This window comes from Candidatus Aalborgicola defluviihabitans, assembly GCF_016705985.1.
GTDB lineage: Bacteria > Pseudomonadota > Gammaproteobacteria > Burkholderiales > Burkholderiaceae_C > Allorhodoferax > Allorhodoferax defluviihabitans.
Genome location: NZ_JADJKN010000024.1, coordinates 497,721 through 514,305 on the forward strand (window position 1 = coordinate 497,721; position 16,585 = coordinate 514,305).

Consider the following 16,585-nt stretch of genomic DNA (forward strand, 5'->3'; position numbering starts at 1 on the left):
CAAAATGGTACTTGACCGCCGTAAGAAGCTCACACTCGAAAACCCCGCAGCGCTATAAGGCGCACAGCATGAAACAAGCGACCCTCGATCCTGACCACAGTGCAATTTTCACGCAGCTTGAACTGTTCGATCTTTGAGTAGTGCGGGGTAAACAGTTGGAACTCTGGTATTGAAGTGCGTCAAAGCACAGGGCAAGTTCCTTTCAAATCCGGGGACCCCTAGTCAGCCCTGAAAACTATACGTATTCAGGATGTACCCGAATGAAATCTCAGATTATGCGGCCGCGCTACTCGACTTAACGGTGAATTATTCAAACCACCCGAAAAAACGAATAAATGGAGAATTTATATGATTTACACAAAATCACTTGCTGACTATTGCGAATTGGGGTTTAACCAAGTAGATGGATGGTGCTCAAATGAGGTATTCAAAACAATCGATCTACTTAATAATCTGGAGATAAATAAAACCGGTGGATGTTTGGAGATTGGTGTTCACCATGGCAAACTATATATTCTTCTAAATAGTGTGATCGATTCGAAATTCTCTAGTTACGCCGTTGACATTTTTAACAATCAAGATCTGAACATCGACGGATCTGGCAATGGTTCATTAGAAATTTTCAAGAAAAATCTTATGTTATTTGATATACATAAAGGTGCAAATACTGTAATTATAGCAGGAGATTCGACTGATGATGGACTTATGCTGAGGAAGAGGATCGGCGTAGGTTCGATGAGATTTATATCAATTGATGGTGGTCATACAGCTGAACATACCATAAATGATCTCAAGATTTCTAGTGAGCTCATTTCAAATGAAGGTGTAGTTATATTAGATGACATACTCAATCATCATTGGCTTGGAGTAATAGAGGGAGTGGTTAAATTTCTAGATTCTAAGCCAACGCTTATCCCGTTTGCGATAGGTCACAATAAGTTGTATCTTTCAAAACTTAGTTTTAACCATCGCTATCAAAGTTTGTTTGAAAATTCTAAACTGGCAACGAAAGTTGTAAATTTTTTCGGCCATCAACTAGTGGCTCTTTAAATAGGGGTAGCATAAATTTGAACAATTTTTTTGCATAGAAGCCCTGGCCATAAACTCGGATCGGGTTCGGCTGGGTATGAAGGGTTCGTCGATATTCAAGAAGTCAGCACACAGCATCCGATGAGCTCATGCGACCGAATCCGTAGTTGGGTCGCCACCGGTTTCCTAGACTGACCTGAGCCTCAGCAGATATTGCTTCTCGTACTCTACAGGAGGCAGGTTATTTGCATGGGCGTCCCTGCAAATGGGGTTGTAAAGTATTTCGATGTAATCAAACGTCCTGGTGTGCCTCCTCTCGGGTTGGATGAATCTTTCGTCTAATGTGCTCACACCTGAGTTACTGGAGGAAGCTCTCTGACAGAGCGTTGTCATGGCAGTTCCGCCGGCGGCTCGTGTTGCCTAGCAGGTTGTTGGCCTTCAGGAAGTCCTGCCAGTCATAGCTAGTGAATTGGCTGCCCTGTTCTGAATGCACCATAACTTTTGTTTTGTGTTTGCGCCGCCATACCGCCATCAACAAAGCGTTGAGCGCCAAGTCGCTTGTCATGCTTTCACATATTGGCCAGCCAATGACCTGGTGGGAGAACAAGGCGATGACTACGGACAGGAACAACCGGGAACAAACAGCCCTCGTCGGTGCGCAGGGAGGTGGTATCGGTAACCCATAACTTGTTGGGTTCCAGAACATCGAACTGGCGTTGCAGATGGTTGGACGAAACATCTTGAGGCTTGCCAGCGCGTACTCCTCAGCGGGGGCCATAACCTGTTTTGGAGCATAGCCCCTCGGGCTTCATCAAGCGCGCCACACGGTGCTTGCCGCAGGACTCACCTAGGTCACAGTTGATCGTGCGGTAGCCCCACACGGCGCCACTCTTCCGCCAAGATTGCTTGTTCACGCCTAGAATGTGCTGGTCGTCCCTTGCGCGCTCTGATATCGGCGCCTGCTGCCAGGCTAAAAGCCACTGGGATGGAACTGCAAAACTTTGCACTTGCGCCGCACCGGTCACATCGCGCTTCACAGTTACATGCTTGAACTCGGCCTTGAGCCGGCGCAGTTCATCTGACTGGGTATCTTGTGCGGCCCGAGCCTCGGGGGCCTTGCTGTAGCGCTTGATTTACGAATACAGGCTGTGTTGACTGACACCAAGTCTGGCGGCAACTTCTGCTATCCGGTGGCCATGGTCAGTTACCAGTTTTTCAGCTTTAATCTTGAATTCTTCGGGGAATTTTGTCTACTTATTCATGTAAACCTCCTCTATCTCTTGAAATTGAGGTCATCAGGTTTCTACAAAATCCCGGGTGATTGACCGGGGCGATTCAGGAAATGGCAAATGCTTGCAGAATTCAGGGAGAAAGAGTACTCTTGCGATTTGCAAAAATGGCGTAAGGATCTTAAAAATGATTTCGAAAAGAAAAAATTCGATCGAGACCCGCTGCGGGTGGGGGCGGGAGTTCGCAGGCGGTGTTGCTCGTATTGCCTCATACACAGCCGGTTTGGCATGTTTTTTTGCCACTTCTATAGCGCAAGCTGGACCTGCCAGTCCGTATCCGGTTCAAATTCAACAACCGAATGGAGTAACCTTCCAAGCGTACGCACGTGGTGACGAGTTCCAGAATTGGACGGAGACCGCAGCAGGCTATACAGTGGTCAAAAATCCGACCACTGGCGCTTACGAATATGCGGTTGGTGATGCTCTGGGTAATCCGGTTCCTTCAGGCGTGGAAGTGGTTTCAGACGGCGCCGCGGTCAACGTACCGCAATCGCAATGGCCACCAAAGCACTTACGCCCGCCAAGGAATGATGCGCTGGAACAATACCAAGCTGATTTCTTAAACAGTATCCGAGCAACAAGAGCAAGTGGCGGAGCTACATTTTCGTCACCCGTGACCGGTACATGGGCCCCAACTCCAGTGACGGGATCTAAAAAGATACTGATGGTTTTGGTCAATTTCCAGAACGTCAGTTTACAACCGGGAGCACTCACATACTGGGGAAATATAGTACATAGCACGTCAGCCCCTTCAGTAGCCAAATATTATCAAGATAATTCGTTTAGCGCTATTTCAGTTGTGCCGGTCGCTTCTACTCAACCTGGTAGCCCGAATGGTGTTGTATCCGTTTCATTGCCGCAGAATCACCCCAATTGTGGTAGTAGCTGCTCATATTCAACTGAGTCTGCCTGGATCAATAGTGCTCTTGCTTTAGCAGCACCCTATGTTAATTTTGCCGGTTTGGATACGAATGCGAATGGAACCATCGAGGTTGACGAAGCACTAATCTATTTTGTTTTGGCCGGCGGTGAAGCGTCTTCGTCAGGCCCAACCCCGTCCATATGGGCACATGCTTGGGGTGGAGGTGGCGTCACTGTTGCTGGAAAATCTGTTAACCACTGGGCGCTCAATGGTGAGATGTATAGCAGCTCGAATCGTATGACGATGGGTGTGGTAACCCATGAGATGGGTCACGCAATGGGTGGCCTTCCGGATTTGTATGACATTGCTGGAAAAAACGGCGGTTTGGGAATTTTCAGCCTGATGGCAAGTGGATCTTGGGGGGGGAAGAGTGGCGAAATCGGTGGGTCCACACCCGTGGGGTTGGATGGTTGGAGTCGTCAATACTTGGGTTGGTCTACCCCCCAGACGCCGGGCAATGGCGCTGTCGTTTCCTTTTCGAGTCCCTTGTCTAGCCCAAGCGCATCGGTAATGCTTATGAACAGCGGTGTTAGTACGAGTGAGTATTGGCTAGTTGAAAATCGTCCGCCCGTTGGCTGGGATGCTGGAATGGCTGCCGTTTTTGGCACGTGGTCCGGTGGGTTGTTGGTTCAGCATATTGATACAAATATTGGCTCAAAATCTGCCAACAGTTTTAATAAATATGTAGCGGGTAGTCACCAAGGGAATATGGCGGTAGAAGCCTCAAACGCGAATTGCACTTTAGTGACGCCCCCGGGCTCATGGGGTGGTTGTCTATCGCTCATGTACTATGCAGGAAACAATACGACTTTTAATGCTGCATCAGTGCCGAGTTCCAAATATTACAATGGAGCTCTGAGTAGTTTGGGTATGACCAATGTGTCTGCCGCATCCAGCACGATGACTGCTACGATGCAGACAACGCTACCCTCGACGTTTACTCTTTCTGTTAGTCGTAGTGGTGCGGGAACTGTTACTTCCAGTCCTGGTGGAATCAATTGTGGGGCTGCATGCAGCGCAAGTTTCACTTCGGGCGCATCGGTTACGCTGACCGCGACACCAGATTCCACGACAATATTTACAGGCTGGGGCGGCGCTTGCAGTGGCACGGCGACTACTTGTAACCTGACGATGAGTGCCGCCCGCAGTGTGGTGGCCAATTTTACAGCTACCTGTACTTCCACGGTTGATACGGATGGTGATGGTATTCCCGATTGTGTCGAGATCAGTTTGGGTACAAACCCAAATGTTAAAGATAACGATGTTTTTACCAATTCGTTGCTTTTTGTAATGCAGCAATACCGTGACTTCTTGATGCGCGAAGGCGATTCTGCTGGAATAACAGGTTGGAATAATGCCCTCAGTAGTGGAGCAGTAACACGCGCGCAAGTTGTTGATAGCTTTTTCAATTCGACTGAATTTCAATCGAACTTGGCACCAATTGTCCGATTGTATTTTGCATATTTTTTGCGTATTCCAGATTATGGCGGATTGAAATATTGGTTAATGAGTGCAAGGGCTGGTTACGGCTTACAATCAATCTCTCAAGACTTTGCAGGATCAGCTGAGTTTACAACCCGATATGGCGGCCTTACGAATGACCAATTTATAACATTAATCTATAACAATATATTGTCTAGAGCACCTGAACCAATTGGAAAGGCATATTGGCTAGGCAAATTAAATGATGGAAGTTTGACTCGAGGTCAAGTCATGATTGGATTCTCTGAGTCCACCGAGTACATAACAAAGATGACTAACTCTGTCAAAGTAACAATGGGGTACGTGGCTATGTTACAACGCAGTCCCGACCAGACACATTTTGATGCAGATGTGGCCGCGTTGGATGGAGGTGGCTCATTTCTCAGCTTTGTCGGCAACATTTTGGGATCAACTGAATACAGTCAGCGGTTTCTGCCGTGATTTTGACAGGGCTAGGTTCAACTCGAGTTGAACTAGCCCTTTCCTTCAATTGCTCATAGCGGTTATCCGAAAATTGGCTGCATGGTTTGAGGACTTCTTCTGTCGTTAAATTGCGCTACGGTCAATTCGCCTTATTCAGGAAGTTCTGTAAATCATCGTCAATTTGGCGCTTTGAACTTGTTTCCGTTTGAAACATTGCAGGCCATGAAACAAGCAGGATTGAGACACTACTACACTGTCAAAAAAATATGTATCGACTAACCCTTTGAGTAAGAAGAACAAGCGGTGTTGTGGGGCACCTTGCTAGACAATGAGTCACTTTGGGTATCGAGGAGTTACCTTGGGTCAAGTTTTATCGGGATCGCCGTCTGGCTGGTTAATTGCCGATAGTAATTTCCGTCAGCTTCGGCAAAGGGAATGTATCCGATAGGCTCAAGTAGCCGGTGATGGTTAAACCATGGTAACTATTGCAACGTTGGAATCTGTAGTTATCCAATGGGCGTCTACGGCGCATCGCGGTGAATCAATTCAGCCCTGTAAGGGGATTGATTGTTTCTGCCAATGCGTTGTTGTAACAGTCGCACTTTCTGCGATCTAGGGGTTCAATGCCTTCCTCGGCCAGCAGCTCGTTGTATCAAATGAATGGACATCGCAACCCACGATCGCAGTGGTTGATGAGTTCGTCACGTTACCGCTGCCGGCCAACCAAGGCGTGCTTCAAGGCGTCCAGAACACAGTCTGTTCACATGGGACTGGTTTAATACTAACCCACAATGCGGTGCGTAGACAACAATGATAGCGGCCACAAAATGATAGCTCTGCCAGGTCAATACGTATGTTAATTCTGACACCCACGACGGGGCAATCTACTTAATCGTGCAGATTGGCACGACCCCGTAGGTGTTGCGATGCTAGTTGATGAAGTCCTTCAGGACTTGAGTTCGCGGTCGAGTTTCGCATGGGCGAAAAAAACTCTGACCAGTTTAAAGATTTCATGGGAGCGGCGCCACTACTTGTTCTCTGCTTCCAGGGCTTTCACCTGTCTACATTGGTCCGTGGTGATTCCGCCGAGGGTACCGGTGTCAACCTCATGCTTGTGAACCCATGTTTTTAGGATCTTCTATACATAGCTGATCTTGGCTGAGATCGATTCAATGTTCGCCTACAGGAATGGATATCGTCCACGGCGTTCTTGCGCCATGTGAGCGTCGCGTTCACGGACTTTGGGTGAAAATTTGTTTGAGCTTTTGCTTGTACCCCATCTTCTCAAAGGTTGGAGCCTCCTCAATACCAAGGGCGATTCACACGGCCTGAAGTGAGTATGGCGTCGGTGCTTCTGGCTCTGGTGTAAGGCATGGCCGTTGTCAGATAATATGCGGTCGATATTTGATGGCGTGGCGTAAGAAAATATTTCTGTTTCATTAAGAGTGATACGATTGTATGGGGGCGAGTTTTGAAATTTTCTGACCCGGATGTGGCGCTGCAACACCAATTGCGGGGGCTGGACAATTCTGCCTACGTGCAACAACTCTATTTGCGTGTATTGGGGCGCGTGGCAGACCCCGATGGCTGGAAGTCTTACGTGGAAAAATTGGAGGCCAGTCTGCCCAGAGAGGAGGTTTACCTCGCCTTGGCCAATAGTGAAGAGGGTGTGCGATACGCCAACCGCCGTGCTGCCCTGCGGCAACAGCAGTGTGTGGTACTGACCCCAATGCCTACCGCAGTGTCGATTGCATCGACATTAGTGGTCGAGCATGTGAGTGAATTGGTGGCCTTGAATGGTGCTGCATTCGTTGCCACGGTGTACAGGGTGTTGTTGAACCGCGAAGTTGACCCCGATGGTGCACGCACCTACCTTGGTTTGTTGCGGGCTGGTTGGTCTAAGACGCATGTTCTTACAGTATTGGCCAAGTCAGCAGAGGCGCGCAGTGTAGGGTGTGTGCTGCCAGGTTTGAAGCAAGTTACACACAACTATGCCAAGGCAGAGCGCCGGTCATGGGGTGGCTGGTATTGCCGCAATATTCTGGGCATGGAGTCTGACTTGCCCGCAGACCGCGAGCGCCGCGCACTGTTTTTTCACATAGTCCTGAGTGACGGGGTGTGATGGCCTTGCACACACTGGCGGACGACCCTCAACCGGCGCCCAACCCACCCGTGCAGATTAATGTTGAGGATCTTATGGGACAGCTCAGCGATGTCGATTTGCTGCAAGCTGCCGACGCCTATTTTGCACGGCTGAATGTGGGTTCTGAGCAGTGCCGCAATCCTTTGTCTAACGTGGCGGATGCCATTCACATTACGCGCAACGTGAGTCTGTTGCTTCAAGCAGTCGATGTGTTCCCCGGTGCGGATGTACTGGACTTTGGCTGCGCAACCGGTTGGCTTAACCTTGCCCAGGCCAGTTTGGGCTGCAATGCCATGGGGTGGATATTTCCTCATCCGCACCTCGTTTGGCGCAAGCGTGGTGTGACCAACGTGGTGTGCGTCCAAGCGGCACGGTACAGCTTAAGGTTTACGATGGGCACCGCCTGCCGCTGCAAGACAGGAGTGTGGACCGAGTGGCGTGCCTTGCTGTGTTTCACCATGTCAAAGTTCAGCTTGCCACTTTGCGTGATCTTGCCAGAGTGCTTCGCCCGTGGGGCCGTATTGCAATGGTGGAGCCTGGCCCCCATCACTCGCAAACGGCCCAATCGCTGGCCGAGATGGCGCAGTTCAAGGTGATAGAGAACGACATCGTGATGGCAGATATCGCCGCTGCTGCGCAGCAAGGGGGGTTGATAGTGCCGCAGATATTGGTACAACTGCAAATACCTTGGGTGGTGCCATTTAACCGATACCAGCAGTGGGCGGACTCCCCCGCTTTGCCCGAGAGTGATGCTGCACGCTTGGTGGCGAAACTGCATCGCCAATTGACCGACCAACAGTGTTTCTATTTGCAGAAACCGGGTCATGCAAGCAGCGTGGATAGCCGCCGCTCCCATGCATTGGCGGCCAAGCTGCAATTGCAGTCAGCGTCACCTGCAGCGGGTGCCACGGGTTTGGCAGACTTTCGTTTTCGAATTTGCAATACAGGAGAGGCCACCTGGCTCTGCCGTGCCGGCATTCCGGGTCAGGTCAACTTGGGCTGTCAGTTGCTTGGGCCTGACGATAGCGTGGTTCAATTAGACTTTGCACGTTTCCCGCTTGAAAGTCCTTACGTGGCGCCAGGGTCTGCCGTGAAAATAGCGGTGCGCGTGAAACGCCCAGAAGTTGCAGGTGAATACTACTGGTTCGACTTAGTCGCAGAGCAAATTGCCACGTTCCAGCAGAGTGGGCATTGCCAGCCAGTGGATTGGCATCCGGGTGCATAAAGCCGCTTTGAATTTGTTGTCTCCATTTCGAACAGTAAGTATGAACATCGCATTACCAATCATTACCTTTTATCCTCGCGTAGCCGTTGTGGGGTTGACCATTTTTTTTGCTGTGACCTTGGTGGGGTGTGCATCACCGCCCAACTGGATACCAACATCTGGGCCCAGTCGCACCCAGTTGGAGGACTCGATGGCATCCCCGCCCACAAATGATATTCAAATCGTGGAGGTAAACGAAGCCGTAGCGCGCCGACTGTTGGCGGCAAAAAAGCAGCTGCAGTTCTCTGAAACGTTGGGTAATGCCGGGCAGGCACCCTATTTGGTGGGTCTGGGTGACGTTATTGAAGTTACCCTTTGGGAGGCACCGCCTGCAGCCCTGTTTGGTGGAGCAGTATTGGACCCTAGGGTAGGCCCGGCTACTACCCGCGCTACCACACTCCCTGAACAGATGGTGAGCGCGAACGGGACTATTAACGTACCGTTTGCCGGCCAAATTCAGGCGGCTGGACTCAGTTTGCAGCAGATTGAGGCGGACGTTACAAAACGACTGAAGGACAAGGCCAATCAGCCGCAAGTATTGGTGCGGACCATCCGCAACAATTCAGCCAACGTTACGGTAGTTGGCGAGGTTGCCAACAGCACTCGCATGCCGCTCACCGCCAAAGGTGAGAGGCTGCTGGACGCATTGGCCGCGGCTGGAGGGGTGCGGCAACCGGTTAATAAAATGACATTGCAGGTGTCGCGTTCGGGGCAGGTTCAAGCCATGGCACTGGATGCGATTATTCGTGACCCCAAACAAAACATCGTGCTGCAGCCGGGCGATGTAATTACTTCGTTTTTTCAGCCGCTGAGTTTTACGGTCCTGGGCGCCACTGGCAAAAACGAAGAAATCAATTTTGAAGCGCAAGGCATTTCAATTGCGCAGGCTCTGGCCCGTGCGGGTGGATTGCAGGATGTTCGTGCAGATGCCAGAGGCGTATTTTTGTTTCGGTTTGAGTCCCCTGACGTACTGGACCTTCCCGTCAAACCAGTTTTGACTCCCGAGGGCAAGGTACCGGTTGTCTATCGACTCAATTTGAAGGATCCAGCTAGCTTTTTTGTAGCGCAAAGTTTTCCAGTGCAAAACCGTGATGTGCTGTATGTGTCGAATGCGTCGGGTGCGGAGTTGCAAAAGTTTCTGAACATTCTGACATCGTCCATCTACACCATCAGCACAGTTGTGAACAGCACGCGCTGACACACCCGCATTCGCGTATGGATGAGATGGCGATAGACATCACGAGGTTGCTGGTTCGCGGCCTGAAAGGGCGGCTGCCGACCGGAGTAGATCGGGTGAGTCTTGAACACGTCCGCTATTTCCGAAGCCGGGCCAGTGCCATGGTGCGATTTGCAGGCCGCTGGTTAATGTTGCCAGAAGGCGAATCCCGCCGGCTGTTCGATGAATTGCTCGATCCTGGGCAAAATTTCAAATGGACTGTGCGGTGGCTCCTCGTCAAAGTGTATGTGCTGGGTTCGCAACCCAAGCGGGGCATGGTATTACTGAACACGGGGCACAGTGGTTTGGAACACCCCAGCTATGCCGAAAATGTTCGACGTTTTGGTTTGCGTCCAGTGTATTTTTTGCACGATTTAATCCCGCTGACACACCCGGAATATTGCCGCGATGGCGAGGCCATGAAGCATCGCCAACGGATGGCAGGCATGCTCTCGGGTGGGTGCGGAATCATTGCCAACTCCAATGCGACACGCTTGTCTTTGGAGCATTACGCGCAAAGTACCGGTGACACGGTGCCGCTCTGTGTAGTGGCACCGTTAGCCCCTGCTTGTTTACCAGTACCAGCCAGGAACCGGCCCATGATTGAGCATTATTTCGTGGTACTTGGAACGATAGAACCACGCAAAAACCACCTGCTATTGCTGCAAGTGTGGCGCCAGTTGATTGAAGAGTTGGGTCTGGCTGCGCCGCGCCTTGTCATTATTGGACAGAGGGGGTGGGAGTGCGAGCAGGTGGTTGATCTACTGGACCGTTGCGAAGTCCTGCGGGGCGTGGTGCTGGAAAAAAACCGATGTAGTGATGCTGAAATGGCGACGTGGTTGTTCCATGCACAGGCGTTGCTATTTCCATCCTTCATTGAAGGCTATGGCATGCCTTTGGTGGAAGCGCTACAAATGGGTGTGCCCGTATTGGCAAGTGACTTGCCGGTTTTTCGGGAAATTGCGGGGGATATTCCCGAATACCTGCACCCGATTGATGGCGTTGGTTGGAGGCGACTGATTCTAGAGTATGCAAAGTGTGGCGGTGCTGCGCGACGGGCCCAATGTGTGCGTCTGTGTGGTTTTCTGTCTCCAACCTGGGAACAGCATTTTGTTGTGGTGGAGACACTGTTGGCGCAAGTTAGTGAGCGCCATCTCCTGTGATGCAGCATCCGATGGTTCGCTTTCCTGACATGGTGATGGACGTCGTTGTTTATGCCTTCCCTCGCTGGAAATGGTCAGTGGTTCGTCAGTGTTTTCCGAAAGCGAATGTTACTTTCGTAAAACCTGGGGCGGTCATTCCAGATGGTGTTTGGTTGCTGTTATGGGGAAAGTCAAATCTACCTCAAGGGCTTGCCTCTGATATTCGGGTGCTCCGAATGGAGGACGGATTTCTGCGTTCGGTGGGGCTCGGAGCGGAATTGGTCAGGCCGCTGTCTTGGGTAATTGATGGGCGGGGAATGTATTACGACGCAACAACACCGTCGGACTTGGAATGCATCCTTGCGACCCACCCGTTTGATGAAGCCCTTTGCGCCAGAGCTGCCGAGTTGCGGGAGTGCATTGTTGCCTCGCGCCTGACAAAATACAACGTGGGGGGCGGCTTTTGGACCAGGCCCTCGCATGCCACGCGGGTCATACTGGTTCCGGGTCAGGTGGAGAGTGATGCTTCACTGGCGTATGGTGCACCGGGCGAACGTAGCAATATGGGCTTGCTTCGCACGGTGCGTGCAATGCATCCGCGGGCGTATATCGTTTATAAGCCACATCCGGATGTTGTGGCGCGCTTGCGCAAACAAGGTGTCTGCGAGCAAGATGCTATTGCGTGGTGTGATGAAGTGTTGACGGATGTTTCCATGGGAGACTTATTGTTGTTGGTCGACGAGGTTCATGTCCTGACATCACTTACCGGGTTTGAGGCCTTGCTGCAGGGCAAGCGCGTTGTATGCCATGGCCAGCCGTTCTATTCGGGATGGGGCCTCACACACGACTGCGTGCCCAACCCGCGGCGCCAGCGTCGGTTGTCGCTCGATGCTTTGGTGGCTGGTGTGCTGATTGAGTATCCGCTGTACATGAGTCGGGATGGAAAAGTGCTGATCAGCGCCGAACAGGCGTTGGACACACTTGTGCAGTGGCGTCAGAGGCGTGGAATGAAGGTGCACTGGTGGCAACGAATTACCCGGACTATCCTGCGCATATTTATAGGTGTCAGGTAACGACGCTGCCCCCGTGTTCTTGCACGACAGCAGCCATGATTTGTCTTGCTCCAGAATGCTATTATTTCTCGTTGCATTTAGTGATCTGCGTGGTGACTGGCTTGAATACTTGGCGATTTCTGGGCAAGTTGGGGTGGTTGAGCACTGCATATCCAAGAGACAGAAATGGACTAATGATTTTTAACGGGGACCGGATCGCAATCTTGATGGGTGTGACCTGTGCACCAAGATCCTGCTTGATTGAGTAAGTGGTCAAGCCCATTTCAACTACTTTGGCTTCCAATTGAATGGCGGTATCAATGACGGCTTGGGCTACATAAAAGTAGAGGCTGTCGTTCACGGCTTCATTCCGACCGAAATAGAGCCAACGCAGAATGGGGCCATCGTGTAGCAGCAGGGCATGGCCGATCAAAGCGTTGTCTTTAAAGAATAGCAACGCCTTCGAATGCGCGCCCATGTTGCGGGAGTAATCTCGATAAAAAGTAGGGGTCAGCACTTCGCGCTGAAATTCATCCGCTTGATCGTGGACCACCATCCATTGTGCGCAGAGTACGTCCGCCAAATGGTCAAAATCATTCACCAATTCGTGACGTACGTGTTGATCACGGTTGCGGCGTAACTGCTTTAGCAACTTGCTGCGGTAATAGCTTTTCATGGATGCGTGATAGGCTGCAGCGCTTCTCCATTGGATGTCTAGGTAAGTGTTGGGAAGGCTGTCGACCAATTTGTAGCCAAGTTGGTTGAACTTTTTCTGCAGAATGTCTGAGCCACTTTCAAAATCACGCACGATGATGAGAAACTGTCTTTCGGTTTTTGCAGTTGCCATTAACAACTGGTGCATGTGTTCAATGACGGCTTGTTGTGAAACGCCTGGTGCAGTAATGAAGGGGGGGCTACTGACGGTAATAGGTGTCCCCCACTCAATCATCCGAAACTTTAAAAAGTTCGGAAAAAATCGCCTGACTTTGGCTAAAAAATTGCGCAAAGGCCGTGGCGCAAAAATGGCAATGTCGGTTGTGATGGAGTAAAAACTGGTCAGAGCAACAGGAGTGTCGTTATCATCCGTCAAGATCACGTGGCGATAGCTAAAGTCGTTCATTCCGGAGCGCTCTATCACTTCCCAGAATTCATGTGAAAAGGCCTTGGAGTTCTCTGAAAGTAGGCTATTCCAAACCGTTTTCGGGATGTGGTCAATGCGGCTGAATATTTGGGATTTCACGTTGAAAGGCGGCCTGTTGTTTCTTCAAAGACCATGGTTGGGTGACCCTCAATGACTAATGGGGCGTCTGATCGCCACGCGCTGGTAACTGGCGCTACAGGTTTTGTTGGAGGGCACTTGGTCCGGCGTCTTTTGCGGGATGGTTGGACGGTTCGCTTACTGGTTCGATCACCAAGTGCACTACCGGAAGAAATATACCAGCAGTGTGAGGTAGTGCACGGTGATCTCGCATGTATGGATGCGCTGGTAGCGGCGGTTTCGGGGGTCGCTGTGATTTTTCATTGCGCCGCCAATGTGAATACATGGGATCGCTGGGATGCGTACTGTGAAGCGAATATTGCTGGGGTTCGTAATTTGCTTTATGCCATCGTTCAAAGTAACCCCCGCTTATTCCGCTTGGTCCATGTGTCCACCGTAGACGTCTATGGTTTTCATGAATCGCCTTGCAATGAATTGTCGGACGCGTCTGGCGGTGAATTCGGATACGGCCGAAGCAAACTCATTGGTGAGGACTTGGTCAGACAATGGGGGAAGGAACACAGCATGCCCTTCACCATTGTCCGTCCGTGCAATGTGATCGGGCCAGGAAGCCAGTTCATCCAGCGAATCGGACAGAGCCTCCAATCGGGTGTAATGCTCAAAATCAATCATGGTAGTGCCAATGCAGGCTTACTCTACGTCGACAACCTGATCGACTATATGATTTGGGCAGCCAGCGCCAACAATGCCCTGGGACAGTGTTACAACGTGCGAGACCTTGGCGATACAACTTGGGCTGAGTTCCTGCTTGCCTTTCGCCGTGCAATCAATGGCAGGGTGTTGTCATCAATCTGCCATTTGAAATGGCCATGCTGGTAGCCCGCTGTGTTGAATGGGGTTGTCGTATGGCCCGTTTTCGCGGGGAACCTTTTCTGCACCCATTATTCGTTTGTATTTTTGGCAGAACGTGCGGTCACGATGCAAGCAAAATCAGAGTCGATAGCGGATTTTCGAGTGCAGTGGGGTTTGACGCCGCGCTAAGGCGTTCTGCGCAATGGTTCATTGAGCGTCCAGCAGAGGAATGATGGCGAATTTGCATTTTGTTTTTATCCAGGGAATGCCGTCACCTTTTTTTTGTCAAATAGGCGCTTTGCTTCGTGATCGCGGCTGCAGGGTTACGCGGATTAACCTGTGCGTTGGTGACTGGTTGTACTGGTCCGGAGAATGCTCACTAAGCTACCGGGGGCGTTATGCGGACTGGTCAACCTTCATCAGTGAATATTTTGATCAGAATGCAGTGACTGATTTGGTTTTGCTGGGGGAGCAGCGTCGCTATCACAAGGAAGCGGTGGCAGTTGCGCAGACGCGTGGAATCCGCGTCACGGTCAACGATTTCGGATACCTTCGGCCCGACTGGATCACACTCGAAGAAGATGGAATGGGCGGCAACTCACATTTTCCTCGTGATCCTGCAGACATTTTGAAGCAGAGTGCCAATATCGGGTCCGTTAATTTGGCGCAACGCTACCGAGACAGTGCTTTCAACATGATGCGGGCGGACCTTTTGTATAACTTCAGTAATCTGCTCTTCGGGTGGCTGTATCCCCACTATCGACGGACCGACTACCGCCCTCATACGCTGATCTATACGGTTTCCAGTGCGAAGCAGCATGCGCTGACACGGCTAAGGCGTGACAAAAATCGACGAAGAGTTGAGAGACTTATCAAGTCTGGGCAACGATATTTCATATTGCCCCTGCAGTTAGATCACGATTTCCAAATTGTTACTTACTCGCCGTTCAGTGGAATGAAAGAAGTCATTCGTCTGACCATTGATTCGTTCGCGCGGCTTTCAGAAATTGATCAGCGCTTGATTGTGAAGGTTCATCCTTGGGACACGGGTTTAGTCAATTGGTCAAAAGTCGTTCGATTGACGGCTGATGAGTTTGGCGTGCGTGATCGAGTGGAATATATTGATGGCGGCAATCTGGACGATTTGGCGCGCCATGCGACGGGCATGGTCACGGTCAATAGTACCTCTGGGCTGCATGCGTTACAGGTGGGTTGTCCTGTCAAAGTATTGGGACAGGCTGTCTATGATGTGCCTGGTTTGACTTTTCAGGGCGCTTTGGATGCATTTTGGCAATTGAACGAGGCACCTGATGTTGATCTGTTAATGGCGTTTATCAATCTTATGGCTGAGACAATTCAAATTAGGGGTGTATTCTTTAATGAACCCGGTTGTGCCGATGCAGCTAATGCAGCAGCCAATAAATTGGCTCGTGGTCTGGCGTTTACATAATCGTTTGTAGCATTTGCTTGCAAAAAAAACGGTGCGTAGCTAATATTCAACTTAGCAGTTTTCCAATTTAAATCAGTGTGAACTGTTCGCAGCCAGCGAGGCGGCTTTTAGGAGCAAATCTGGCAGGGGCAAACTTGACGAAAGTCAAGGACGCAAAGCTTCCGGGCTACATGACGCGAGTCATTTGCCAGCGGGGTTGCCGTCGAAGGAATCCATTCGGTACTTCGATGTTGCGTCGCCCTTTATTTGTTGACTCAATTTAAAGGCGACTGTATGACCAAACAATCCAACCGCAACATTCCAGTCGAGCAGTGGCCCGAATCACTGGAGATTTTGCGTCACCTGGCTGCACAGAGCGTGCCGCGTCCCATCAAGGAGGTCGCGCGTGATGTTAGTGCCCCAGAGATTTCAACCCGCAACCGGCTGGCCAAGCTGGAGGCCCAAGGCACAGTCCGTGCACTGCGCGCGATTGCCACACTGGGACCAGGCAAAGAAGTAACCTGCACCCACTACGAGATCACGCAGTATGGCAAGGATTGCGCTGGCTTGCGCACACAGGGCCAAGGTCTCAAGGTGCGAGTCAACAGCGTTTTCTCATGGGCTGCTGCTTTGGAAGCAAGCCAATAGCGAGATGGTTGATGTGATGACGTGAGTAGGGCGAACAGAGGTGTTCGCCGTGGCTGGCTTACTTTTCTATCGCCAGCAGCTCTACTTCAAACGTTAGCGTGGCATTAGGGGGCACGGCGCCACCGGCGCCACGCTCACCGTAGGCGGTGGCTGGCGGGCAGGTCAGGGTGGCCTTACCGCCCACCTTCATTTTCTGCAATGCTTGGGTCCAGCAGGGCACCACGCGGTTCAGTGGAAACACAGCGGGTTCATTGCGTTTGTACGAGCTGTCAAATTCCTTACCATCAGCCAGCGTGCCACGGTAGTGCACCTTGACGCGGTCCACTGCGTTGGGGCTACCGCCAGTGCCAACCACGGTGTGCACGATTTGCACGCCTGAAGGCAAGGTTTCGGTATCGGCCGCGAAGGCAGTGCTGCACAGGCCGGTGCTTGCGAGGGCGAGGGAGAGCAAAAGTGTGCGTTGGTTCATGGAGCA

12 protein-coding genes, 2 pseudogenes, 1 riboswitch and 1 other annotated feature are annotated in these 16,585 nt (G+C 51.1%); of the genes and pseudogenes, 11 read left to right on the forward strand and 3 right to left on the reverse strand.

Going from position 1 to position 16,585, the window contains the following annotated elements; genetic code table 11:
• Positions 1-348 precede the first annotated feature (348 nt).
• Positions 349-1,050 (forward strand): class I SAM-dependent methyltransferase, encoded by a 702-nt coding sequence (locus IPI80_RS21165; protein WP_413863423.1) that lies wholly within the window; start codon positions 349-351, stop codon positions 1,048-1,050.
• Between the two features lie 165 nt (positions 1,051-1,215).
• On the opposite strand, the pseudogene IPI80_RS21170 reads toward IPI80_RS21165, so the two are convergent.
• Positions 1,216-2,255 (reverse strand): annotated as a pseudogene (locus IPI80_RS21170) (IS3 family transposase).
• Positions 2,256-2,445: 190 nt separating this feature from the next.
• On the opposite strand from IPI80_RS21170, the gene IPI80_RS21175 reads away from it, so the two are divergent.
• The 7 genes and pseudogenes from IPI80_RS21175 to IPI80_RS21205 all read left to right on the forward strand — a co-directional run bounded on the left by IPI80_RS21175 (position 2,446) and on the right by IPI80_RS21205 (position 11,983).
• Positions 2,446-5,163, forward strand: coding sequence for a M6 family metalloprotease domain-containing protein (locus tag IPI80_RS21175; protein ID WP_413863426.1), 2,718 nt, complete (start codon positions 2,446-2,448; stop codon positions 5,161-5,163).
• An 857-nt stretch (positions 5,164-6,020) separates the two neighbouring features.
• Positions 6,021-6,137, reverse strand: a sequence feature (AL1L pseudoknot).
• A gap of 479 nt (positions 6,138-6,616) precedes the next feature.
• Positions 6,617-7,267 (forward strand): DUF4214 domain-containing protein, encoded by a 651-nt coding sequence (locus tag IPI80_RS21180; protein WP_413863429.1) that lies wholly within the window; start codon positions 6,617-6,619, stop codon positions 7,265-7,267.
• 319 nt (positions 7,268-7,586) lie between these two features.
• A pseudogene (locus IPI80_RS21185) lies at positions 7,587-7,793 on the forward strand (class I SAM-dependent methyltransferase); the annotation flags it as partial.
• A gap of 24 nt (positions 7,794-7,817) precedes the next feature.
• Complete coding sequence (locus tag IPI80_RS21190) at positions 7,818-8,513, forward strand: hypothetical protein (protein ID WP_413863585.1); 696 nt, start codon at positions 7,818-7,820, stop codon at positions 8,511-8,513.
• 223 nt (positions 8,514-8,736) lie between these two features.
• The gene (locus IPI80_RS21195) at positions 8,737-9,750 is read left to right on the forward strand and encodes a polysaccharide biosynthesis/export family protein (RefSeq protein WP_413863432.1); all 1,014 of its coding nucleotides are present in this window, start codon (positions 8,737-8,739) and stop codon (positions 9,748-9,750) included.
• A 26-nt stretch (positions 9,751-9,776) separates the two neighbouring features.
• Positions 9,777-10,931, forward strand: a complete 1,155-nt coding sequence (locus IPI80_RS21200) for a glycosyltransferase family 4 protein (RefSeq protein WP_413863435.1) — start codon at positions 9,777-9,779, stop codon at positions 10,929-10,931.
• Between the two features lie 11 nt (positions 10,932-10,942).
• Positions 10,943-11,983 (forward strand): beta-3-deoxy-D-manno-oct-2-ulosonic acid transferase, encoded by a 1,041-nt coding sequence (locus IPI80_RS21205; protein WP_413863438.1) that lies wholly within the window; start codon positions 10,943-10,945, stop codon positions 11,981-11,983.
• 61 nt (positions 11,984-12,044) lie between these two features.
• Here IPI80_RS21205 and IPI80_RS21210 read toward each other — a convergent pair whose 3' ends face one another.
• On the reverse strand, positions 12,045-13,202 hold the full coding sequence (locus IPI80_RS21210) for a peptidogalycan biosysnthesis protein (RefSeq protein WP_413863441.1): 1,158 nt from the start codon (positions 13,200-13,202) through the stop codon (positions 12,045-12,047).
• Between the two features lie 51 nt (positions 13,203-13,253).
• On the opposite strand from IPI80_RS21210, the gene IPI80_RS21215 reads away from it, so the two are divergent.
• The 3 genes from IPI80_RS21215 to IPI80_RS21225 all read left to right on the forward strand — a co-directional run bounded on the left by IPI80_RS21215 (position 13,254) and on the right by IPI80_RS21225 (position 16,110).
• Positions 13,254-14,060, forward strand: a complete 807-nt coding sequence (locus IPI80_RS21215) for an NAD-dependent epimerase/dehydratase family protein (RefSeq protein ID WP_413863444.1) — start codon at positions 13,254-13,256, stop codon at positions 14,058-14,060.
• A 205-nt stretch (positions 14,061-14,265) separates the two neighbouring features.
• Positions 14,266-15,483 carry a capsule biosynthesis protein gene (locus tag IPI80_RS21220; RefSeq protein ID WP_413863447.1) on the forward strand — a complete coding sequence of 406 codons (1,218 nt, stop codon included), beginning with the start codon at positions 14,266-14,268 and terminating at the stop codon, positions 15,481-15,483.
• A 117-nt stretch (positions 15,484-15,600) separates the two neighbouring features.
• A riboswitch (cyclic di-GMP riboswitch) is annotated at positions 15,601-15,687 on the forward strand.
• Positions 15,688-15,756: 69 nt separating this feature from the next.
• Complete coding sequence (locus tag IPI80_RS21225) at positions 15,757-16,110, forward strand: hypothetical protein (RefSeq protein WP_413863450.1); 354 nt, start codon at positions 15,757-15,759, stop codon at positions 16,108-16,110.
• A 58-nt stretch (positions 16,111-16,168) separates the two neighbouring features.
• Here IPI80_RS21225 and IPI80_RS21230 read toward each other — a convergent pair whose 3' ends face one another.
• Positions 16,169-16,579 (reverse strand): FKBP-type peptidyl-prolyl cis-trans isomerase, encoded by a 411-nt coding sequence (locus IPI80_RS21230; RefSeq protein ID WP_413863453.1) that lies wholly within the window; start codon positions 16,577-16,579, stop codon positions 16,169-16,171.
• Positions 16,580-16,585: the final 6 nt, after the last annotated feature.

Coding starts and splice junctions, on each gene's coding strand:
- IPI80_RS21165 (WP_413863423.1), top strand. CDS start 349: ATGATTTACACAAAATCACTTGCTGACTATTGCGAATTGGGGTTTAAC.
- IPI80_RS21175 (WP_413863426.1), top strand. CDS start 2,446: ATGATTTCGAAAAGAAAAAATTCGATCGAGACCCGCTGCGGGTGGGGG.
- IPI80_RS21200 (WP_413863435.1), top strand. CDS start 9,777: ATGGCGATAGACATCACGAGGTTGCTGGTTCGCGGCCTGAAAGGGCGG.
- IPI80_RS21205 (WP_413863438.1), top strand. CDS start 10,943: ATGGTTCGCTTTCCTGACATGGTGATGGACGTCGTTGTTTATGCCTTC.
- IPI80_RS21215 (WP_413863444.1), top strand. CDS start 13,254: ATGACTAATGGGGCGTCTGATCGCCACGCGCTGGTAACTGGCGCTACA.
- IPI80_RS21220 (WP_413863447.1), top strand. CDS start 14,266: ATGGCGAATTTGCATTTTGTTTTTATCCAGGGAATGCCGTCACCTTTT.
- IPI80_RS21225 (WP_413863450.1), top strand. CDS start 15,757: ATGACCAAACAATCCAACCGCAACATTCCAGTCGAGCAGTGGCCCGAA.
- IPI80_RS21230 (WP_413863453.1), bottom strand. CDS start 16,579: ATGAACCAACGCACACTTTTGCTCTCCCTCGCCCTCGCAAGCACCGGC.